18 protein-coding genes and 2 pseudogenes are annotated in these 23,064 nt (G+C 42.9%); 7 read left to right on the forward strand and 13 right to left on the reverse strand.

The window, feature by feature from the left end; all coding sequences use genetic code 11:
• Positions 1-1,161 (forward strand): annotated as a pseudogene (locus LC586_RS32855) (hypothetical protein); the annotation flags it as partial.
• A gap of 249 nt (positions 1,162-1,410) precedes the next feature.
• Here the strand turns inward: LC586_RS32855 and LC586_RS32860 are convergent.
• From LC586_RS32860 to LC586_RS32885, 6 genes are all read right to left on the reverse strand, one after another.
• Positions 1,411-1,854 (reverse strand): hypothetical protein, encoded by a 444-nt coding sequence (locus LC586_RS32860; protein ID WP_229489657.1) that lies wholly within the window; start codon positions 1,852-1,854, stop codon positions 1,411-1,413.
• 147 nt (positions 1,855-2,001) lie between these two features.
• A complete protein-coding gene (locus LC586_RS32865) occupies positions 2,002-2,148 on the reverse strand; it encodes a hypothetical protein (protein ID WP_229489658.1) in 147 nt (48 codons plus the stop codon).
• A gap of 247 nt (positions 2,149-2,395) precedes the next feature.
• Entirely contained in the window at positions 2,396-3,169 is a 774-nt protein-coding gene (locus LC586_RS32870) for a DUF928 domain-containing protein (protein ID WP_229489659.1), read from the reverse strand.
• 27 nt (positions 3,170-3,196) lie between these two features.
• Positions 3,197-5,557 (reverse strand): CHASE2 domain-containing protein, encoded by a 2,361-nt coding sequence (locus LC586_RS32875; RefSeq protein WP_229489660.1) that lies wholly within the window; start codon positions 5,555-5,557, stop codon positions 3,197-3,199.
• 26 nt (positions 5,558-5,583) lie between these two features.
• Entirely contained in the window at positions 5,584-6,555 is a 972-nt protein-coding gene (locus LC586_RS32880) for a DUF1822 family protein (RefSeq protein WP_229489661.1), read from the reverse strand.
• 28 nt (positions 6,556-6,583) lie between these two features.
• On the reverse strand, positions 6,584-7,228 hold the full coding sequence (locus LC586_RS32885; RefSeq protein WP_229489662.1) for a sigma-70 family RNA polymerase sigma factor: 645 nt from the start codon (positions 7,226-7,228) through the stop codon (positions 6,584-6,586).
• Positions 7,229-8,191: 963 nt separating this feature from the next.
• Here LC586_RS32885 and LC586_RS32890 point away from each other — a divergent pair.
• The 3 genes from LC586_RS32890 (at position 8,192) to LC586_RS32900 (ending at position 12,770) form a co-directional block, all read left to right on the forward strand.
• Positions 8,192-9,160 (forward strand): DUF1822 family protein, encoded by a 969-nt coding sequence (locus tag LC586_RS32890; RefSeq protein WP_229489663.1) that lies wholly within the window; start codon positions 8,192-8,194, stop codon positions 9,158-9,160.
• A 175-nt stretch (positions 9,161-9,335) separates the two neighbouring features.
• Positions 9,336-11,666 carry a CHASE2 domain-containing protein gene (locus LC586_RS32895; protein ID WP_229489664.1) on the forward strand — a complete coding sequence of 777 codons (2,331 nt, stop codon included), beginning with the start codon at positions 9,336-9,338 and terminating at the stop codon, positions 11,664-11,666.
• Positions 11,667-11,939: 273 nt separating this feature from the next.
• A complete protein-coding gene (locus tag LC586_RS32900) occupies positions 11,940-12,770 on the forward strand; it encodes a DUF928 domain-containing protein (protein WP_229489665.1) in 831 nt (276 codons plus the stop codon).
• Between the two features lie 354 nt (positions 12,771-13,124).
• Here the strand turns inward: LC586_RS32900 and LC586_RS32905 are convergent, their stop codons facing one another.
• The 4 genes from LC586_RS32905 to LC586_RS32920 all read right to left on the reverse strand — a co-directional run bounded on the left by LC586_RS32905 (position 13,125) and on the right by LC586_RS32920 (position 15,984).
• Positions 13,125-14,276 carry an AI-2E family transporter gene (locus LC586_RS32905; protein ID WP_229489667.1) on the reverse strand — a complete coding sequence of 384 codons (1,152 nt, stop codon included), beginning with the start codon at positions 14,274-14,276 and terminating at the stop codon, positions 13,125-13,127.
• A gap of 90 nt (positions 14,277-14,366) precedes the next feature.
• Positions 14,367-14,558, reverse strand: coding sequence for a hypothetical protein (locus tag LC586_RS32910; protein WP_229489668.1), 192 nt, complete (start codon positions 14,556-14,558; stop codon positions 14,367-14,369).
• Positions 14,559-14,678: 120 nt separating this feature from the next.
• Positions 14,679-15,239: a Uma2 family endonuclease gene (locus tag LC586_RS32915; protein ID WP_229489669.1), complete on the reverse strand. Its 561-nt coding sequence runs from the start codon at positions 15,237-15,239 to the stop codon at positions 14,679-14,681.
• Positions 15,240-15,423: 184 nt separating this feature from the next.
• Positions 15,424-15,984, reverse strand: coding sequence for a Uma2 family endonuclease (locus LC586_RS32920; RefSeq protein WP_229489678.1), 561 nt, complete (start codon positions 15,982-15,984; stop codon positions 15,424-15,426).
• Positions 15,985-16,049: 65 nt separating this feature from the next.
• On the opposite strand from LC586_RS32920, the gene LC586_RS32925 reads away from it, so the two are divergent.
• Positions 16,050-16,550, forward strand: a complete 501-nt coding sequence (locus LC586_RS32925; protein WP_229489670.1) for a helix-turn-helix domain-containing protein — start codon at positions 16,050-16,052, stop codon at positions 16,548-16,550.
• Between the two features lie 36 nt (positions 16,551-16,586).
• Positions 16,587-16,724 (forward strand): annotated as a pseudogene (locus tag LC586_RS32930) (carbon-phosphorus lyase complex subunit PhnI); the annotation flags it as partial.
• A gap of 72 nt (positions 16,725-16,796) precedes the next feature.
• Here LC586_RS32930 and LC586_RS32935 read toward each other — a convergent pair.
• Together LC586_RS32935 and LC586_RS32940 are read right to left on the reverse strand one after the other, a co-directional pair.
• Positions 16,797-17,465 carry a DUF6875 domain-containing protein gene (locus tag LC586_RS32935; protein ID WP_229489672.1) on the reverse strand — a complete coding sequence of 223 codons (669 nt, stop codon included), beginning with the start codon at positions 17,463-17,465 and terminating at the stop codon, positions 16,797-16,799.
• A gap of 1,241 nt (positions 17,466-18,706) precedes the next feature.
• Entirely contained in the window at positions 18,707-20,368 is a 1,662-nt protein-coding gene (locus LC586_RS32940; RefSeq protein ID WP_229489673.1) for an alpha/beta hydrolase, read from the reverse strand.
• Positions 20,369-21,278: 910 nt separating this feature from the next.
• On the opposite strand from LC586_RS32940, the gene LC586_RS32945 reads away from it, so the two are divergent.
• On the forward strand, positions 21,279-21,734 hold the full coding sequence (locus LC586_RS32945; protein ID WP_229489674.1) for a hypothetical protein: 456 nt from the start codon (positions 21,279-21,281) through the stop codon (positions 21,732-21,734).
• 58 nt (positions 21,735-21,792) lie between these two features.
• Here the strand turns inward: LC586_RS32945 and LC586_RS32950 are convergent, their stop codons facing one another.
• A complete protein-coding gene (locus LC586_RS32950) occupies positions 21,793-22,845 on the reverse strand; it encodes a M28 family peptidase (protein ID WP_229489675.1) in 1,053 nt (350 codons plus the stop codon).
• Positions 22,846-23,064: the final 219 nt, after the last annotated feature.

The raw sequence follows: 23,064 nt of genomic DNA on the forward strand, positions 1-23,064 counted from the left end.
AGCCTCTGGCTAAAAGATGGCTCTCAACTGGTAACCTTTACTGAAGAAGCATCTGGAACAGCGCCAGCAGGACGGGGGGATGCGGGAAATGTCAATGTGAATGTTACAGGTATTGTTAATATTGCTGGGGAGGATAACGGTGTTTTTAGTGGGATTCGCAGCAAAGTGGAAACTGGGACAGTTGGCAATGGAGGTAACATTACTATCGATTCTGGTTCATTCTCGTTAAGCGATGACGCTGAACTTACTACCTCAACTTCGGGACAAGGTAATGCAGGCACAATTATAGTTAATGCTGCTGATTTTTTTACCATTTCTGGCAATAGTTCTAACTTTAACAGTGGCTTGTTTGTTGACTCCCAAAGTCCGACGGGTACTGCTGGAGATATTATCGTCACCTCACCTAGAGTTACCTTAGACAATGGTGGCAGACTCAACGCCGAATCTGCATCGGGTAACGGTGGCGACATCAATTTACAAACTGATTTACTCCTTCTCCGTCATGGCGCTCAAATTTCCACCACCGCAGGCACAGACAAAACTGGTGGTAATGGTGGCAACATTAATATTGATGCCCCGTTGGGTTTCATTGTTGCTGTGCCAAGCGAAAATAGCGACATCACTGCTAATGCTTACACAGGCAGTGGTGGGAGAGTAGATATTCAAGCCTTTGGTATCTATGGCATTAAACCCCGCCCTAACCGAACTTCTCTGAGTGATATCACCGCTAGTTCTGAATTTGGTGTAAACGGCACTGTAGAACTTAACACGCCGGATATTGACCCTAACAGTGGCTTAGTCAATTTGCCAACCGTACCAGTTGATACCCAAGTAGCACAGACCTGTCAAGCTGGTGGAAATTTAGCTAAAAGCAGTTTTACAATCACTGGACGCGGCGGTTTGCCCCCTAATCCAGGTGAAGCTCTTAACGCTGATGCAGTGCAGGTAGATTTGGTGGCTCTCAATCCAAACGCTGATAACCGCGATCGCCCCTTTGTTCCCAGCAAAATAACTACCCCCCCACCAGAACCCATCATAGAAGCTACTGGTTTGGCGCTAAACGAAAAAGGTGAAGTCGTGCTGACAGCAAATCTTCCCACCAATACGCCTCATACTCCTTGGTTGAAGCCTGCATCTTGCAGAGCAATTCATAATTCGTAATTCGTAATACTTCGGCTACGCTCAGTACAAGTTCGTAATTCGTAATTTAACGTGAGTTCGATGAACCTCTCCCTCCCAGCGTACAGTGTACACACAAGTATGACCAGCATAGGTTTCAACTCTTCTAGTAGTTTCGTACTAGCCCGTATTGGCTAAAATAGTGCATTAGGTGTAGGTTGATGTAACGAAACCCAACCCAACCTACAATTTTTTTGCAACATTTTAGTCTAGACACGCCAGTAGGGTGCGTTATGGACACGCCGAAATAACAAATGAGTTCGCCGAAATAACAAATGAGTTCGCCGAAATAACAAATGAGTTCGCCGAAATAACAAATGAGTTCGCCGAAATAACAAATGAGTTCGCCGAAATAACAAATGAGTTCGCCAAAATAACAAATGAGTTCGCCAAAATAACAAATGAGTTCGCCGAAATAACAAATGAGTTCGCCAAAATAACAAATGAGTTCGCCGAAATAACAAATGAGTTCGCCGAAATAGCAAATGAGTTCGCCGAAATAACAAATGAGTTCGCCGAAATAACAAATGAGTTCGCCGAAATAACAAATGATATCATGTCCGCATAAATAGTTACGCTAACCACAGTCATTACACCCCACCCCCAGCCCCTCCCCGCAAGCGGGGAGGGGAGACAAAGCATAGCTTTGGCGGGGTGGGGTTCTTCGGGTTTCATAAGTAATCAAGCAGACATGATATGATATCATGTCCGGTTGAACACAAGTCAATTGCGAACGAAGTGAAGCAATCGCAGAGTCCTTGTGATTGCTTCTCTACGAGACGCTCCGCGAACGCTCCACTTCGTTGCACTCGCAATGACATATCATAAGCAATTTGCCGGACATGATATGAGTTCGCCAAAATAACAAATGCGTAGGCGTAGCCAGTCGTAGGCATCGCCAAAATAACAAATGCGTAGGCGTAGCCAGCCGTAGGCATCGCCATGATTGCAACAATTTAGCTTTGTCACGCCAGCGTAATACCAATTTGAAAAAAGAATGCGACAGATGGGTAGGGGCACAACAATGTTGTGCCCTTACAAATAATTGATGTGTCGCAAACATTATTTGAATTGGTATAACGCACCGCAAATCTTTGGTGGATGAAGTTTTTCCGACTTGTGTGTATACCGTAGCCTAAAAGGAGAGAGAAATAGAAGAGAGGTTTTTCAGATACCGTCAAAAGTCAGATTGACAATGCGATCGCATTGCCCTTCACTACTCACTCTCTAAATTGCAGCACTCCACCTTTGGTTCAGTTGCAAAATCATTCAAACCAACAGCTTGCAACAGCGCCGTCCAAGAAGTATCTTGCAAATTGGTGCGACGCAATTCACTAGCAGCACTCAACGCATCATACCAAATACCATTAGCCGCATAAAGGTTTACTTGCTGGCGTGGTGTTGCTTTTTCCAATTGAGTTTTCAAAGCAGGGTTTAGTTCCTCCCGTTTTACATAGCCTTCAACATTAGCAATAATTTGGTTATCCTTCTGACAGTAGATGTTAAGATACCATCGGTATTGCTTGCCAATCTCTAAAAATGTTGTTTTTGATGGCAAGCGAAGGTTTACTACTCCAGGTGTCCCCGTTAAAGAAGTTTTATAAGTAGTCTGATCTCCTGCTTCATCTTCTAGCACAAACTCTCCAGATGCAAAGTCCGATGCATAAGGAACATAGAATAAGAAACTAGGATGCTCTGCGATCGTTGTTCCAAACACCAATTCTGAGTTTGAATAAACAGGTACTAAAGCTGTAAGCCGCTTTTTAGAAGAAGTCAGGAGCTTATTTATATCCTGACCACAGCCACGACTACCTGCTTCCGCTCGCTTACCTGGTTCCCCGATGTCTTTTGGTGGAGGCGGTGCTGCGAAAATCAATGATTGATTTAATTGTCCCTTGGGATTTGCAGGCTGTGCCTGCACATTTATACAGCTAAGGAATGTTAAACTAACGGCGAGAAAAATTTGAATCTTTTGCACAGATAACTTCATTTTTATTTATGCCTCAAGTTGTAGAAATCAGTTGTCGCTGCTTTGTTGTGAAAACAAATAGATTGCCACAGTGCCGCCAGTAGCCACTAAAACCAAAGCTGACGGAACTAGGGGAACCCAAATCCCTTGGTAAAAGAGAATTAAGCAAAAAACGTATAAGACTCCAACTACACCTCCTCCCGCCAATACTAAATATAGTCTTGACCGATCGCTTGGTGCGATCGCCACTGATCTGACTATGCCGAGTGTCTGCGACACGGCTACGCCGAACGCACCTCCAACCACTGACCAATTCCAAACCCACAAAACTTCGCCCCAAACGGGCAAAACTGATATCAAAGTTCGTCCATCCATAACCGCACTCACCAGCTGACTCACCATTTGTGCTTGCAGAATCACCCCTGGCATTTCTTCGGAAAAACCCTGCCCAGTCATGTAAGGCGTAGGAATATAATCACGAAAGCTTTGGGCAGTAGTACCAATGAGAACAATTCGGTCTTTGACTTGTTCAGCGTTGACCTTACCCTTAAGAACATCTGTGAGTGTGACTTTAGGAGCAATTTCTCCAGGAGAATTTTGAAAAGAGCGGTAATTGAGCAATATTTGGTAGCCCCGTGTATCCGCTTGTTGATAGCCACCCATCTGAGGCTGCAACCGCTTAAAAACGACGTTGCCTAACTGCAAATCCCCAGAATCAGTGTATTTGGCAGAGATGCCTTTTCCCTTCAAATAGTGGAATGCCAGTTGGGCATTAAGGGCGTAGCGTGCAGTACAAGGGGACGTTACGTCTGCTGGTTGCATTGCCAATAAATGACGACGCAGAACGTGGTCTGAGTCTGGGATAATATCACTAAATCCTTGGCGTTCTAGCGGAACTCCCAAAGGAGGTGAAATTCCCGGACGGTCTTTTGCAAGTTCTTGAACTTTGCAAATTGTAAAAAGCTTGTCATCTGTTTTCAACCTAGTCGCCAAAGAAGCTTGGTTGCGTTGTGATGACTGATCGTGATAAATATCCAAGCCAATGGCTTTGGGTTGGAACTGTGCAAGTTTTTCCAAAAGTCGGGCTAGTGCTAGCTCCGATAGCGACCCTCTTCTTTCCTTCTGCTCTGGTAACTGAAAATCTTCTTCGGTGACAGTGACTATCAACAGGCGCGAATCTTGCTTTTCTTGGGGACGCGATCGCATTAATTGATCGTAAGCCTGTAACTCCCATGTTTGCAATCCTCCCATTTGCCGGACTCCTAACACGCTGATGGTGAGCATCACACTTATTAGTAATCCCCTTATCAGTAGGTCATTCTTAGATTTAATCCGGGGGTTTGGCCAAGTCATTGGTATGGCAGCAGGATTTTCACAAATGACTGGCAGCCAACTTGCCCCTGGAAATTTGTCCTCTAATCCTTGCAGTTTTTCTCTGGCAGTGCGAACTGCAATATATAAAGATGCGCCTGAAGAAAAAGCTGCCAGAAAATGTTTTAAAAATGCTTGCGCCACAAGATCGGGCACAGGTTCCCGCATGACAATGATTTGGGGAATATGTAAATCTTGTAGTTCTCGCGCTAATCCCAATCCATCACAGGAGTTGAAAATCGCCAACTGTAAACCATTGGTGACGGCATTTCTCAGGGCATATTTCAGGTCTGCAATTGTTAAACTATCTTTGTCATTGATATAGATACGACCAGTCTCACCCTCGCTTTTACTATGACCAGCGAAAAATAAAATGTTCCAAGGTTGGTTCCACAGCTGATCGTTGATCTCATCGCGTTGGCGCTGTGGCAAAAACTCTGTGGTAGCATTGGGCAATTTTTTTAGTAATTCGCAGTCTTCGTTTACATCAATACCAGCTTTATCGCCCAAAATCGCCAATATTTTGATTTTCTGTCTGTAGGTAGATGTCTGCAATCGGGTTACTTGTTCTGACTCTAGAACACTCAAAGCTACTTCGGCTTTGGTGTAATCGTCCTCAATCAAATCCCATACATGCCAAGGAAGTTTCTGTAGCTGCATAGAAGCAGTGCGAATCAGCACTCGCAGTTCCTCATTGGGCATTAAGTGTTTAAGCCATTTTTCCCGAATCCGCCAAAATGACGCTGAATTTAGCCAGTGATTTAAGTGCGATCGCAACTCACAAGCTTTGTTTTGACAGTCATCACGCCGTTGGGTAATAGAACCATCGTAAATAATTTTTTTGGCTTTGATGCGGCCATTTCCTAGACTACAATAAGTTGACCGCCACTCGTCAATTGCTTTAGCTATTTTTAGATTGGGAGGTAAATGACCAAAAGTTTCTATGCTGGGGCGTTTGCCATCTTCTCCAATCTCCAGCATCACCCGCACCCCTAACTGCAAATCGCCATCTAGCTTCAGAACAACTAACTTTCCCATTTGCAGCACCCCTATTGTTTTTCGCTTCAGATGAGAAAACTTTCTATAACGCTAATATTCCCCAAGACCAATTTAATACTAAAACGTTCTCCCACCTCGCCACTAAACTGCAATTGAATATTTTTGTTAGTGCTTCTAGTTTGCGCTTCCATAATAGATTCTCTCTCTGCTCCTTCAAAGTCAAGCACCATCAGTTGGAGATTTGGTGGCAGATAAATTTCTCCCCATATAGGATGCACTTCTACGATAATGTCTATTTCCTGCTCCTTCTCTTGAATGAAGCCAACGACTAAAATTACAGATTGGATTGTTCCTGTTTTTCCTAAATCAATCAGCTTACCCCTGCTAACAAAAGAACCATTAGCACTTCTCAAACTCCAATCTGGATTAGCTCTTTGATAATCAAAGAGAGTTTCAATTTCTTGCCAACCAGCCTCAAAAATATTTTCCAACCATTGTTTCAAGTTAACTAAAGTCTTGTTGTCAGTGAGCGATTGACAAGCTAACTCAACTTGCCTCACTTGAGTAAGTTCTTCTAAATACTCCAGGAGATTATCCAAAGGTTGCAATTGGTTGATTGCTAACGAATCAGTTTGTACCTGCCTGACAAATCCCAGCAGCGTCGCTTCTCGAAATGATTTCCTTATCTGCACAGCCACATAGCCAATTCGATTTGACTGTACTTCAGGCGGTACGTAAATAAATTGTGCATCTTCAAACACTGGGCGACATTCTAACGATCCCAAGTTTTTTAGCGACAAATCAGCTACATCCATAAGTGTCTGCTGTACAAGGTTCCAACTATCGCTCTTGTCTAAGTCTGTCTCAAATCCCATGTATTGTAGATAAGAGTTTACAAAAGATACAGACAAAGTATTGAGATAAACTTGTTCAGCTTTTTTTTGCGTAGCTTGTCGCCTACATAACTCTTCTGCTCGATGTCTTCCATCTAGCGGTATAGGCCCTGTAAATGTTAAAGTATCTGCGATTTTCGCCATATTTTTTTTACCAAATGATTAAATATTATTAAATACATAAATATTCTTGAAGTTTCTCAGTAAACTTTTTCAGGCATCGTTGGTAGAAACTATGTAGAGATGTGATTCCAATGCCCCATTCTGCCGAAATATCTTTCCAAGAAATTCCAGAACATCTTCTTTTAGCTATAGCTTGAAAATTTGCTTCGGGATGACCTTTGATGTGTTCTTTAGAAAAAATCAACTCTGGATCAGATTCTATACATTCTATTATTTGTTCAGATAAAGACATAGGTTGAGATTGATCTGATGGTATATTTTCCAGATGAGAGTCTTCGAGATTTATTTCATTTCCTTTGCCGATAACTTTGGGGATAGCTTCTGGAAAAAAGCGTTTACTCAATAGCATATTTAGCCAAGTTATAACTTCGCCGCGTTCTGGGTCATACTTATTAATATTGTTATTTTGGCAAAGATAGAAAAATAAATTTTGTACTGCCTCATCATAAATATCTTCATAAAGTAGTTGAAATTGGCCCTTATAAGGATGAATAAGTGTACCCGACTGCCAAATGGCATTCATCAGCCGTGTTAAAGCTACCCTCTGTTCTTTGGTTGCGTGTGGGTGTTGTTGAGCTTTGAGCGCTAATTCTTTAAGTTGTACATCTAGTTGTTTTCTCCAGTCGTTAGTCATAAAAGACCTCGAATTCAAACGCACAAACTTGCGAATCTGTATATATCTCATGTATTGATTGCGATTTTTACACAAACCAGCCACAATCGTTACAAAACTTTTCCCTCAGACATTAATGACCTGGCGTTGCAATCCAATACGCTTGGGTTAAGGATAATTGTAGGTTGGGTTGAACATTCGTGTTACCCAACAAATGTCCGAAAATGTTGGGTTTCTAAATGATAAGTCTTTAGCCGGACACGATAACTAGCCAGACAGAATTAATTACACAATGTCATTGCGAATGGAGCGAAGCGGAATGAAGCAATCCCAGCCCTTGCGATGCCCTTGCGATGCCCTTGCGATGCCCTTGCAATACCCTTGCGATGCCCTTGCGATGCCCTTGCGATGCCCTTGCGATTGCTTCGCTTCGCTCGCAATGACTGTAAATATTTTTGTCCTACTATTTATTAGATCCCCCCAATCCACGCCAGTCGCTCCACTTAGGGAGACCCCAGACGCTCTCTACGAGACGCTACGCGTAGCTTGCTTTGACTCAGGAGTACGCGGACTCGCTCATAGCGTTGCTATGCCGTTGGCGTTGGCGAAGCCTTCTCGTAGAGAAGCCTCTAGTAGAGAAGGCTTTACGCTGCGCTAGCGCCTGCCGTAGGATGTAGGATGCCCGAACGCAAATTTATGTTGAGCAAAGCCGAAACACAGCGTCTCTTTTAGGAGAAAGGCTGTAGGGATAACACCGCGCTGGCTCCCCTAAAAAAGGAGGGCAAAAACTGATCAAAGTCTTCCTTTTTAAGGGGGATTTTGAGGTATCTAAAAAGTTAGGAGGCTAAACGAGTAGTTTGAAAACACGCCCTACCCTTCAATCCTCAATTCTCTTTTTCCAATAATTATTCTCTATTTTGTGGCATAAATTTAGTGAATGCGAGTGATACGTATATAGCAGCATTGATCATTAGAGATTAACTTATGAATAACTCCACCTATCAGCTTGACGATTCCGCTTTAATATTGCCGATTTCCCAATCAGCTCGCATAACTGCCCAGCAATTTGCTAACCAGCAGCCAAATTCTGAAAAAGCAGAGCAAGTTCGGTTGAATACGCTGGCTGTGTGGGTGGTGAATGACTACTTAGAAATGATGGATATTCCTACTGACCTCCAAGCTAGTGACAGCTGGAACCCCATCATGCGCCTCTGTGGGAATGTAGCTGACTTAGAAGTGCCTTCAATTGGTCGTCTGGAGTGTCGCCCTGTCCATGTGCATCAGCAGATGTTTTCCGTTCCTCCAGAAACCTGGGAAGAACGGGTGGGTTATTTAGTAGTTCAATTTGATGAATCACTCCAAGAAGCGAGGCTGCTTGGTTTTATCCCTAGTGTCGCAACTGAAACGCTGCCTTTAGCGCAACTGCAACCATTGGAAGCGTTTATCGACCACCTGGGTCAACTGCGCCAATCCCCAGCTAGTCCACTGGTGAATTTAAGTCAGTGGTTTACTGGTATATTTGAGACAGGTTGGCAGACTGTTGAATCGCTATGGAACGTACCGGAACTCAGACCAACTTATGCCTTTCGCAGTATTGACACTGTGCAACTAAATGCCCTTAACCAACCAGAATCAATTACTAAACGTGCAAAACTGATTGACTTGGGTATTCAAATTCTCAACCAACCCGTGATGTTGATTGTGGAAATCAGCCCAGAAAAGAACCAGCAAACCAGTATTCATCTGCAATTGCACGCCACTGGGAATCAAATCTACTTGCCACCAGGAGTTCATCTCACCGTTTTGGATAGTTCGGGAACAGTATTTCTAAATGCTCAATCTAGAAAATTAGATAACTACATTCAGTTGCACTTTCGTGGTGAACCTAGAGAGCAATTTAGCGTTAAGGTAGCTATAAATGATACTAGCATTACCGAACATTTTAGGATTTAAAACATCTAGCTATCTTCCCTCTTTGTCAGTAACTTATTAAGTGGTAATTGGTTAATTAAAAATTAAAAATTCAAGCCGGCTTTTAGGGTTTTGAAAAAAATCTGTAAATGCTTGTAGAGCTTGTTATAAGACATTAGAACAGGGCATGGTTTTGCACAGGGGGATAGCAACGGTCATGAGTAAGTTAGTGGTTCTGAAATTCGGAGAGGGTAGTTTTGAGCAAGGGTTTGCTGTCACCCTCGAAATTGGTGAAGAACGCGAGCGTGCTACAACAGAAATTACGGGGAAGCTACCTTCATTTCCCGAAATGCCGCTCTATTACAGTCATTGGCAGTCTAGTTATCGGCAAATAGGCAATCGTTATCGTCTCCATGCTGACAAAATGCAGGTGACGAATGTATCTATGATTCAAGACTGCGAAAACGCTTCTCATATTTTGCGGGCACGCTTTAATACCTGGCTGCGAGCAGAAGAGTTTCGCCCTTTGAGGGAAAAGTGGTTAGAAAGATTGTCGTCCACGGAAGAAGTGCGGGTGATTTTGCAAACAGAAAATAGCCAATTGCAGCTATTACCCTGGCATCTGTGGGACTTGTTAGAACGCTACCCCAAGGCTGAAATCGCCCTTTCTTCACCATCTTACGATCGCATTCAAAAACCACGCACCTTAAATCAATTAGTCAATATTTTAGCAATTGTGGGCAATAGTCAGGGAATTGACACCCAGGCTGATCAAGCTTTACTGCAACAGTGTAGTAATGCAGAGGTTAGCTTTTTGGTAGAACCACAACGCAAGGAATTGACTGACCATCTTTGGGGAAAAAACTGGGATATTCTCTTTTTTGCTGGGCACAGTTCCAGTAACAAAAATGGAGAAAGCGGACGAATTTACCTGAATAAAACTGATAGCCTCACCATTGGCGAGTTAAAGTATGCTCTAAGGAATGCCATTGAAAACGGCTTGCAACTAGCTATATTCAACTCCTGTGATGGATTGGGATTGGCGCGAGAACTGGCTGATTTGCAAATCCCTCAGATGATCATCATGCGTGAACCTGTGCCAGACCAGGTTGCCAAGGAGTTCTTAAAGTATTTTCTCGAAGCTTTTGCCAGTGGCGAGTCTTTATATCAAGCAGTACGTCAAGGGCGGGAGCGGTTGCAAGGGCTTGAGGATAAATTTCCCTGTGCGACTTGGCTACCAATAATTTGCCAAAATCCAGCGCAAATCCCACCCACTTGGGATGAATTAAGGTCTACAAAAACTGAAGATATACCAAATTTAGCTTTGTCTACCAGACACAGATTTACGACAACTTTGTTATCCAGTTTGGCGATTACAGCCTTCGTTTGTGGAGTGAGATTGCTGGGATTGCTGGAAAATCCAGAGATTCAAGCCTTTGACTTGATGATGCGTCAGCGCCCTGTGGAGGCACTTGATTCCCGATTGCTGGTAATCACAATTGACGATAACGATCTGGCAATTCAAAGAAAAAATAACGAGTCCTTAATTGGAGCTTCCATTTCCGAAAAATCTCTCAACAAACTCCTGGCAAAACTGGAGCAATACCAACCCCGTGCGATCGGCTTGGATATCTACCGTGATTTTAAGGCTAAAGAACCAGATTTAATTACTCGTCTTCAAAAAACTCAGAATTTGATTGGCGTATGTAAGGGGAGCGATGGCACAGTAAATATCCCAGGCAATGAGCCGCCGCCAGAAATCCCCAAAACAAATCTGGGATTCAGTGACTTTATTCATGATCGTGATGGAGTTATCCGTCGGCATCTCCTGTTCATGAACCAAGAGGCGACATCGTTGTGTCCTGCTCCCTTGGCGTTCAGTCTACAACTGGCCTCTCTCTATCTGCGCCCTTCGGGAATTGAACCAAAGTTCACCCCTGAAGGGAATTTGCAGCTAGGTAAAACTATTTTTCCGAACCTGAAATCTCGTACTGGCGGCTATCAAAATATTGATGCTAATGGCGGTCAAATCTTGCTCAACTACCGTTCCTCAAAACAAATAGCCGAACAGGTGAAGCTAACCCAATTTTTATCTAGTCCCATTAACCCTAGTGCTATCAAAGATAAAATTGTTTTGATTGGTGTGGTGGCAAAGGGGGATTCTCCAGACACCTGGCCTACGCCCTATGGCGTTCCTTTAGATGAGCAAATGCCAGGAGTGTTAGTACAAGCCCAGATGGTCAGTCAAATCCTCAGTGCAGTCCAGGATGGGCGGCCGTTGCTGCGGGTTTGGTCACTGTGGGCTGAGGTAGCCTGGATTTGGTGCTGGTCTTTGGTAGGGGGAGTCCTGGCTTGGCGAAAGCTTTCGTCCCCTTGGTTGGCATTGGTAGTCAGTATTACCTCTAGTGTTCTATATTTAGTTTGTTTCGGTCTATTAATTTCGGGTGCTTGGGTGCCTTTTGTACCTTCGGCTTTGTCGTTGGTTATCACGGTTGGCTTGATGTCAATTTATACAACAACAAAAGTTCGGGTGGCTAGTGGGGAATAGAGGGAGCAGGGGGAGCAGGGGAGGCAGGGGGAGCAGGGGAGGCAGGGGAGGCAGGGGAGGCAGGGGAGGCAGGGGAGGCAGGGGGAGCAGGGGGAGCAGGGGGAGCAGGGGGAGAAGAATCTGATAATTGTATTGGACAAAAGAATTTAGATAATATAATTTTTAATTTATTTTTTGGAGTTAAATAAGAAATGGGGAAGGATTTTTTTTATTAAATTTTTAGATAACCAGCAGATAAATCTACAAGGTTCGCATACTTAAGGGAAGGTTTTTATGAAGTCACATTCACAACCGATAAAACTGTTTTTAGTAGTAGCTTTTAGCTGCACCAGTTTACTAGCTAGCCTGACTCCAGTACTGGCAAAACCAACTCTTGGTTCTTCATCTAGCGATCGTGGTGCTAAAACGAACCTTGCTCAAGGCACAATCTTTAATCAACCTTCACTTCCACCTGGCTCCCCTCCTGGAGGTCGCCTTCGTGGTGGAGCGAAGCGCGGGGGTGAATGTGAAGTTAGTAAACTTGACCTGACTGCTTTAGTACACTCTACTGAGGGAGCTAACTCAGTGCTCAATGTCTGGGGACAGACAACGGTAGAACGCCCAAGCTGGTATTTCTATGTGCCATATACCAAAGATTTACCCTATGAAGTTGAATTTGTGCTGAAAGAAGATGCGGACTCTAACGACTCTAACGACTCTAACGAGATTTACCACAAAGCGATCGCTCTACCAGAGAAACCAGGAATCATCCGCGTTTCTTTGCCTAGCACTGCTCCTCCCTTGGCGCTAGACAAACAATATCGCTGGTTTTTCCTTATTAACTGTGACAAGCAAAAGAAATATCCTCCGACTTTTGTTGAAGGGGTAATACAAAGAGTCGAACTCAATCCAGCCGCAGTCAAAGAGCTACAAACGACAGAACTTCTAAGGCGCTATACTATCTATGCCCAAAACGGGATATGGTACGACGCACTGACGGCACTGGCTCAACTGCGTCAGAAAAATCCTAAAGATGCGGCACTGCAAGCAGAGTGGCAGAATTTGTTAGGCAGCATCCGTTTAGATGATATTGCAGCAGAACCGATTGTTTCGGAAAAACCTTAGAGGATGTTTGAAAAGTCGCAAAGTATACTAGAAACCCCGCTTCCATTCCTCTCCCCGAAAAGTCGAGAGGCTTTGAAACGCCCATTTGCTTGTAGGGAAGGCTTGTTCGGAGGGTTAGGTTTCTGAGGCTTAGATGTTAGCAATAATACTTTTCAAACAATCTCTAATATCATGTCCGCTTGATTGCTTATTAAACCCGAAGACCCCACCCCGACAATCGTCGCTTTGTCTCCCCTCCCCGCTCTTCGGGAGGGGTTGGGGGTGGGGTGTAATGACTGTGGTTAGCATAACTAATTATGGAAACATGATATAAGGGGCTAGGGGTGGGTTTTGTACTTTATTAAATCCGCGTTCCTAATCTTCTTTTTGCAAGATATCATCATTAATCCGTCGCTCCCGATTAACATCGGGGTTTTCTGCTGTCCAATTATCATCTGCTCTAGGAGATTCAGGAACTATCACAAGCTCAGTCTCTTTTGTATGGTTATTCCCCCATTCATCCAAAACATCTTTTATCAGTACTTCTTGCAACCAAATCTTAGCGACAACAGTCAGGGGTAGGGCCAGAAATAATCCTAAAAAGCCAAAGAAAGTGACGAAAAATAGTTGGGCAATTAAGGTTACGGCTGGCAGCAACGAAACTTGCTGTGCCATTACAATTGGCGTGATGAAATTACTCTCAACCTGTTGAATAACAAAGTAGAGAATTAAGACAGCGATCACTTTCCAAGGATCATCCAACAGTGCGATCGCCATTGCTGGTATTACACTAATTGTCGGCCCCAGATTAGGAATCAAGTTCAAAAATCCTGCCAAAATCGCTAAAGCCAGTGCTGCCCTTATACCCAAAATTGATAAGCCAATCAGACTCATCAGCGCTACTACAAACATAGCAATGAAAGCGCCTGTAATCCATCCCTCCAAAGAGACTTCGCACTTATCTAAAATCCCATCTACCCGCCGCCGATAAAATGAAGGGAAAAGCCGCACAAAGACTTTGCGGTAAGCCACGGGATCGGCTAATATCATTCCTGTTAAAACTAACACTAGCAAAATCTTGAGGACGGCTTCCAAAGAGCCAGATACAAAGGCGAAAGAGTTTCCCAGTACCCGATTCACAAAGGGCTGTGCTTGTTGGATAAGGCTGTTGATATCTGGGATGTAAGGAACCAACTGGTTAGGAATACGAGTTCTCAGGGCGTCAAGCCAACTATTAAAGCGCCCAAACCCTTTAGGAACCTGATAGGTTAGTTCTTGAAATTGCTGTGCAAATGGTGGCACAATTAGCCAGAAAAAACCCGCGACACCTGCCAAAAAGATAGCTACCGCAAGGAGTACGGCGAATCCACGCCTCATCCCAAAGCGTTGGAAGCGTTTCGCTAGCCGATTTAAGGTGGTGGCTAACACAACTGCGGCAAACATGAGCAAAACTACTTCCCGAATTTGCCACAGGATGTATAAAGAAAGAACTATGGCGATTAAGCCGATCCATTGACCGAGGTTCACAGGCTGACTCCCAACGGTTGGCGAGATGCAATTTTATTGTAATTTAGCTAGGTTAACTGATTTTAGGAACTTGTGCGTGGATGGCTTGAGTTAATTTTGTTTCTGTGCTTGGAATCGCCACAGTAGCGCGATCGCCATAATCACAATTGGCAACAATACTATAATTAGGGCGTTGGTTGCTGTCGCCGGAATTGATAGGCTTGGCCCTGCATACTTAATTAATACCGATAACAAAGCCGAGAGTAAAAGCAGTTTCAGAACCAATCCTAGTTGATTTTGCATAAAAGTACGGCATACAAATTTTTGTAGTACACACGAATTTGGGCTGTACCGCCCAGTTTCTACAATAAACCTACAGATACAATCCTTTGCAACTTTCTTTGGGAAATGCCTTTGCTTTATTTACGTGAAACTCAACCAGCCAAAAACTTGTTCTACAGTCAGTTCTAATTCGATACCCTCAAGGATGGGTAATTTATCAGCACCTTCGTATAATTCCACTCGCTGTCCAGGAAAAATCCCTAGCACACTTTCGTCTTCAGGGTTGATTAACCAGCCGAGTTCAGTACCATTGCGCGAACAATGGAATAATTTACTCAACACTTTTTTTAATCTTTGATCTGGAGAAAGAATTTCAATTGCCCAGTCAGGATGAATATCAAAGCGGTTAGCAATTCTGTCAGATGAAGTTTTAAGAATTCTATCCCAGCGAAACACAGACACATCAGGGACGATAGAAGCACCGCCAAAGGTACAACGCAGCTCTGAGAAAGCGCAAGCAATTTTTTGGCTTTCAGTTACGTTATTAATGACATTACAAAATTTAGTCTGTAGTCGGCTATGTTCACCTTGAGGCATGGGTTTTTGAATGATTTCTCCGTTGATAAAATCTGATGCTGGTTCAGTTTCTGGTAGTTTGAGAAAGTCGTCTAAAGTTAGTTGGGGTTGAATTGCGATCGCCATAAGTAAATACCATAGAGGGGATAGTTTTATCGGAAATAAAAGGGTTTAAGACCCCAACCATTACACGTAGTTCAGTTTCAGTCGGGGTTTAAATCCCCGTCTGAAACTCTCTTCAATTTTGAATGCGTGAATGCGTGAATTTTGAATTGTTAATATGTGGGTCAGCGATAATCAGAAGATATCTTCATGTCAAACTCAACCAACCAAAAACTTGTTCTACAGTTAGTTCTAATTCGATACCCTCCAGGATGGGTAATTTATCAGCACCTTCGTATAATTCCACTCGCTGTCCAGGAAAAATCCCCAGTACACTTTCGTCTTCCGGGTTGATTAACCAGCCGAGTTCAGTACCATTGCGCGAACAATGCAATAATTTACTCAAGACTTTTTTTAACCTTTGGTCTGGAGACAGAATCTCAATTGCCCAGTCGGGATGAATTTCAAAGCGATTAACAATTCTGCCAGATGGAGTTTTAGGAATTGTGTCCCAGCGAAACACAGAGACATCGGGGACGATAGAAGCACCACCGAAGGTGCAGCGTAGTTCTGAAATAGCTACAGCAATTTTCTTATTTCTTGCTACGCCGTTAATCACTTCACACAGAATTGATTGAATCAGGCCATGTTCACCTTGAGGCATAGGTTTTTGAATAATTTCTCCGTTGATAAAGTCTGATGCTGGTTCAGTTTCCGGCAGTTTGAGAAAGTCGTCTAAAGTTAGTTGGGGTTGAATTGCGATCGCCATAAGCAAATAGCATAGAGGGGATAGTTTTATTATGGGCGTGCGATCGCTCCGCAGACAAAGCCCAGATGGAAAATCCAGGTCTTTGCTTAACACCTTTTCAGCGCAGATATCTATTGAAAAGTTTAGAAACCGATTTACGTGCAGAATACCGCCGTCGTATTGAAATTATGCTGCTTTTCGATGCAGGTGAATCTCAGGCTCAAATTTGTGAAGCTTTGGGATGTTCTCAAGAGACTGGACGCTACTGGATTATGATCGCACAAATAGGACAAGCTCACAAATGGAGCGATCGCTTGATGGGACGACCTAAAACTGTGAATGAGCAATACCTCGCTCGCTTGAAAGAATTGGTAAGCCATAGTCCGCGCCTTGTTGGCTATTCATTTTATCACTGGACAGCACAATGGTTAAGCAAGCATTTGGCAAAAGAATTGGGAATTCAAGTTAGCAGTTGTCACATTAACCGTTTGCTCAAGGAGATGGGGCTTTCCACCCGACCAAAAGGCAACACAACTAAGCAAGAAACCTTACACCAAAAAGATTTCAGCATCGCATATCGAGCCTAGTTTTTTGTGGCAACAGTGATGAATGTGAAACAGCTTATTACCATTACTGAAGTGCAGATCGTAAATCAGTTTAAAGGTAGTAAAGAATTACCTGCTCAGTTCACCTGTGGTTATGATATGACTTTTGGTTATAACGAACGAAAAGCCATGTCAATGGCTCTAGTGGGCGCTGCCACCTCTTGACTTCTGGCAGCAGCCCAATGTTGATACGCATGAGCATTGATGTGCCTCTACAGAGTGGTATATTTACTTGAAAATAGCTGTTTGTTCTTTCGCTAAAGCTAATGCTTGATGAGCATTTTTAAACTTTGTTTCATCTGTAAACTTATTAGCAAAACAGTTTATATAAGCTTCCAGATATCGAATACGTAAGTATGGATCAGCCGGACTCTCAAGAAAGGGGAGGTCAGCTTCAACCATAAACCGGATAGCCAACAAGGGGATAGGGCTACGAAGTGGACGAAAGTTTGGGTTGTGCAGACCAGGAGTTTCATTACGTTTATGAAACTCTCCTATCATCAGTCCTGACTCAACAAACAAAGGTTTAAGTTTTTGTTGGACACTATCTACCAGTTTAGAAGCATCTTCTATATGGATGTCAGGAAAGATGAGTAAAAAAGCTCTATTTATCGCTAATTCTTGCTCTTTAACATCCATTTTAAGAAAGATATCTCGGTAGCGTCCAACAACCTCTTCTAATTGCTCTGCACACAAATCTTTTGTGCGAATAACTGCCAGACGAATACTGTTTGACTTGAGAGAGTGAGGTACAAAAGGGCAAACTACGCCGGGCCTTCCTAAGTTAGGATGAGGTCTTCCTAAAAAATTTTTTACCCACTCCATAATTTCAATCAAGTAAGGAAGGTCTTCATTTTGCTGGAGTTGTTCTATTTCAAGAGTTGTATAAAGTTCCATGAGCTTGAGTGAAACGAAATAATTGTTTAATTCTGAATCAAAAATCAGTTTTACAATATAGCAATCCGAATTTCAACCTGAGAAAATACGTAGAGAGAAAGTACGTATTTATAGGTATTTCAGCGATTTTCTTTCTCACGAATGATTTAAGATTGCTATTTTCTCTGTCTGAAACTAATTATTATCTACGTAAAAAAACAACCCTTGAGATTTTTGGTATAGTTTTTCCTAATCAAATTAAGTACATCATAGCTTTCTCCTCGCTTACGGGGAAGGGGTTCTTGCACCTTACTCAACTGAGAACCGCTATATATGGGTTGTAGTACATAAAAATGCTCTAGTATTTTTGTGAATTTAAGAAAATTTATGCAAAAAATATTCAGGTATATTTTTGCACCAAGTAGCTTATGTTCCTTTACTTTTGGCATTTAACCTAGAATATACATGTATTATCTAGCAGATGCTCCTACTTTTTTTACACTCTCAAGTTTCTATTATTTTTAAGAAGAAAAATATAAAGTTTATGTCTAAATAATTAGCTTTACTGTAAAAGTTTAGTATTGATTTAACAGTAACCATACGTTTATTATCAAGTTGATATGTTTTTTATCAAGCAAAATATCAAAAATTAAGTGGAATTTTATAAGCTGTATATTACTGAATATATAAATTAATTTCTCAAGTAGAATACATTACAAAAGCAGCTAATACGACTCCAACAAGGACTTAATTAGACATCTGTAAAAGACGTTTGGTAACTTATGGGCTGGTCACGCCAAAAATCCGAACTTTAAGAAACGTGAGTTCGACGAATCTCTCCCTGTCTTGAATTAAAGTTAAAGTTTCTCTCTGAGTCTGAGAGGGACAGGTTTTGCGTAGTAATATCATGCTCGCCAAATTACCCATAATAAAAGAACCCCACCCCCAACCCCTCCCCGCAAGCAGGAGGGGAGACAAAGCGTAGCTTTGGCTCTTTGGGGTTCCAGGTATTATGCTTAATTATCCGGACATCATATAAAACCTCTTAGATGAGCCTTTCCTCGTTAAGAGGTTCCCGCTTGGAAATGCATTCACTAGGCTTTGCCTCCAGTCAGATATTGAGGCAGCCATTCTCATGCTCCGCATGGGAACGAGAGAACAATGGAAATCGAGCTTTTTTCGACTTATGTGTACACCGTAAGTATCCCTACTCTTAAAGATTGCTACTCACAAAATTAGATATTTGTTTAATTGGAAGTCGCTTATTTATCAACAAATTCTTTCACCACTGCCATAGCATCAGGAGGAATCTGCGTAATTAGGCGAAATGGAAATGCCGCAGTCGAAGCAAATTGGGCATAATCTGATGTCAGAAAAATAGCGTAGTTTTTAGCTTCTGGAGTCATCTGGAAAGCAAAGGACAAAGCTATAGCTTTAAGGTACTTGCGAACATCTGCTGCTTGTTCACCCACAACTTCACCGCCACTAATTGGTGTATTTGGTTGTCCTATCTGATCCAAAGTCTTACTGGGGTCTTTTACACTCAGATGAGTACCGCCAACTATACCAACTAGCCATTTGGGGGATGGGATTTTGTTAAATCCTACAATCTGTTCAGTTAAAGCTGGGGTGGTTTTATCTGCGGAACCTGCTAACACTAGGGTAGGAACTTGCACCTTAGTTAACCCAGTTTCGCCAAACATTAGAGAAGTTGTAGGATTGAGAGCGATCGCCTGTTTGATTCTAGTATCCCGTAGTTGATAGGTATTTTCTGGCAGTTCTTGAGCAATGCACTGCATAGCTTCTCCCAGACTCAATATAGCCAAGTTCTTTTTACAGCTTTGTTTGAGACCTTCCAGTTGTAACTCGGCTCCTGCAAGTGCTAAAGCTGTACCACCACCAAAAGAATAGCCAATGACCATCGCTTTATTGGTTGCAAGTTTCCCTTGCAGGGGATGATTAGCCGTTTGGTTGAGCTTTTCTAATTCGTCGAGAACAAAACTAATATCTTGAGGGCGATTTAAAAACTCCTGAGGCTTCATAACTCTGGTTTTGCCTTGGAATGCTAAGTTAGTATTTGTCTCATTACTGCCGGGATGTTCTAAAGCTGCTACTACATAACCGTGGGATGCTAAATGTTCTGCTAAGTAATGCAAGTCTGTGCGGACTGACATGAAGCCGTGAGAAAAGACAATTACAGGTTTGTCGGGAGTTGCAGCAGTTGACCAGTAAACATCAACTGGAATTTTCCGGTCACGCTTTTGGTCATTCAGGCTTAAGTTGAGTATTTTTACTTGAGCTATTCCTGGTTGGCTGGGATCAAAACGGAAAGCAGTCTGCGGTGTTCTCGGCTGTGCTGTTATGGGGTCGAGTTGGGGAGCGATAGCTAGCATAAATTGCTGGGTGCGCCAAAAAGCTGTATTCAAATTCCGTGCAACTACAAAAGCCTGTGGCAAATCAATTTCTAGGCGTTTACTGGGATAAGCCGCGATAAAACTCAGTATAGAAAGACCTTGCGGTGCAGTAGAACCTAATACCAATCCTGCTCTGAGTGCTTGCACCCCAGCTTTGTCCTTTCGGGCTAAGGCTGTAGCAAAGTCATTGAGAATAGTTGTACCAATCTGGGTATTAACTAACCTATTAACGGTGACAACATTCATCGGTATATTCATACCCAGCGCTCCCAAGAGGAAGCGACTTTGTTGTTCAGATAATTTTTTAGCGTAAGGCTGCAAACTCCTAGGCAATTCCCCAGTTTTTGCAGCCTTTTGCAACTCAGCAAGGGAGATGGTTTCTGTAAATAAACCGACACGCACAACAACTGTGTCAGCCGCAATAGCCGAAGTATTTGCCCCGAACTGTGTAAGTGCGATCGCGCCAAAGAAACCCGCAACTGTCTTTAGACTTCCCCAACTTCTTCTCATAAATATTTATACCAAATGCTACTGACGGGAATAAGCTGATATGCGTCTAAATTATATAAACATTCTTTATAATCGTTGACGGTTGACGGTTATCAGTCAACGGTCAACGGTCAACAGTCATCAGGTAAATGTACTAGTTTTATGCTTAACAGCTTATAACGGGTATTTGTGTATTTGACTACCTCACTAATCACCTAGAAATAAAAGCAGATTTTTGGCTGAACTGGATAGCGATGTCTACGACGGGCTATGACGCTCGTGACGCTCGTTCGCATGATTGCGTCTCCCCTTGGGAGATGACTCGCTAACGCTGCGCTATCGCCCTTGGCGTCTCCCCGAATCCCATTCGTGAGAGGCTAGCGCCTGCCGTAGGATGCCCGAACGCGAATTTATGTTGAGCGGAGCCGAAACACAGCGTCTCCTGTCTTGAGAAGGGCTGTAGGGAGAAGACTCGCTACCGCTTCTCTACGAGACGCTACGCGTAGCAAGATCCCCGTAGGGGTACGCTATCGGCGTTGCGCTGATCTCCTCAAAGCATCGGCAGATGCGAACAGAATTACATCAAAAACATAACAAAAGCAACTAATTGTAGAATTCATCACAGCTAAAAAGATTGAGCATAAATCAGTGTTCACAGCCACAAAAGCCTGATTGTTTCTCAGCTAGGTTTAATACTGTAAGAAAACTCTAGAACAGGTAAAGCGATCGCATCTACAATCTGAACTTTTTGTGGGCTAATGTCTTGACTGCAATTTTTTTTACAGCAAAGTTTAACCGATCGCTTAATGTTTTATCTTTGCCCTTTAGAACGTGTTGCAGAGGTGTTGCAGGTGGATAGTCTTACTGCTGTAACTGCACTATCATTACCCATCAAATTCTACCAGCCACATCAACAATTTTTCTTGGCTTTATGCATCGCAGACTCCGCTATATTTTGATTTTGCTGCTCTCCCTGAGTATTATTATACTGTGGTGGCCTGTGAATAATCCTGATTGCAATTCCGAGGCTTTTCTTGCTTCAAAAGCTACAAAGTTCCAAGCACATGCTACTAAGGTTATAGTTCAGCCGTGGCGTGGTCGTCACCATGTATATGGAATTTTTATGATTCCTGATAAATATAAAAAAGCTCCATTTTTTGTATTAACAGTAAAAGGTGCTGGCAATTACTGTTCAAAACAATTTGGTCAGAAAAAAAACTATAATGATATCTTTGCTGAACCAGGAACTTATCTGGTGAGGAATTTTATTAGAACTCGAACGGCTCTGCGCCTGATTCTCCAAGGTTTGTACTTTCAAATCAATGATAAAAACAATTGGACTTTGACTTTCCCTGAACCAAAAACTAGTACCGCTACAAGAAATTAGTCATTTCTTCTTTAATTACGAATTACGAATTACGAATTACGAATTACGAATTATTCAGTCAGCTTGGTGGTTGAGTTTCCAAAACTTCGTTTTTCTCTAACAAGGCAGTAGTAGCATTGACTACAATCTGTGCTGCTCCCGTAAAAAACGATCGCTCGATAGTCGCTGGAACATCGCTAGGTTGATGATAGTGCGGAGTACGTAAATTTGCGGTATCAGTTACCAGCACAGCACCCACACCCTGATACCAAAATGGTGCATGGTCGCTGCGTAGGGTGTCTGGTGTCAGTAAACCTTTAAAAGGAATTGGTAGTGTTAGGACTGATGGCATTGATTTTTGTTTATTCAGAGCGGTTGAGGGGAGCATCTGTGAGTTTTGAAAGGCACTCAGCAAAGGCAAATGTTCTGTATCACCGACTACTGCCAAAAAGTCGCCTTTGTCGCTAATTGGGGTAACAGGCAATCCAGCAGGGTATTTTTGACACTCGGTAGTGTAACATGCATAACCTACCATATCCATGATGATCGCTCCGCTCAAGTTTTGTAAGCGTGCTGTCTTGCTAACGAAAGCCTGACTACCCAAAAGTCCTGCTTCCTCCTTGTCAAAAAAAGCTAGCTGTAACGTCCGTGGCATGGGACGGGAACCAAGTAACCGGGCTACTTCCAGCACCACAGCTACACCACTGGCGTTATCATCAGCACCAGGGGATAAGGCAACAGTGTCGTAATGCGCTCCCACGAGAATTGCTTTAGCTGCTTTGTTAGTTCCTACACGTTCGGCAAAAATATTCACACCCTCAGAGAACTTTTCTAATTTGGGCTTCCAGCCTAATTTTGTGAGTTCAGTTGTGATATAAGTGCGAGTAAGCGATCGCTCTGTTGTTGTGTAGCGCTGAAAATTCAACTTTTGGATATGGGTTAACAGCTTATTAGTAGACACTTGCGGCGCACTGTCAACTTCCTTTGACTCTGGCTGTGGTTGGGGTGTTTCTACTGGAATACTTTCAACAATTGCTGGTGACGGACGCTGTTCAAAAAACGTGCTACCTCTGCTACCCACCACGGCAACTGCCATCACCACCAACAGCATCAGCCAAATCCATTTTCTCATGTGATTTATCCTTGGCTTCCTGACTTAGGGTAGCGCAAATCCCCAGGTATAACTTTCCAGGATTGCTAGGAAGGGTTTAATATTTTGGTTTCGTGACATCTCCTACACTGACTCTGCGAGTACAGTGTAGGCTTCCAAGACAATCCGGCTATTGCTTAGGAGGCTCTTGGCTTTAAGAACGGAATGCCCTACCGCTCTATTTTTTATATTTATCGCTGC

The organism is Nostoc favosum CHAB5714 (assembly GCF_020829495.1).
Lineage (GTDB): Bacteria > Cyanobacteriota > Cyanobacteriia > Cyanobacteriales > Nostocaceae > Nostoc > Nostoc favosum.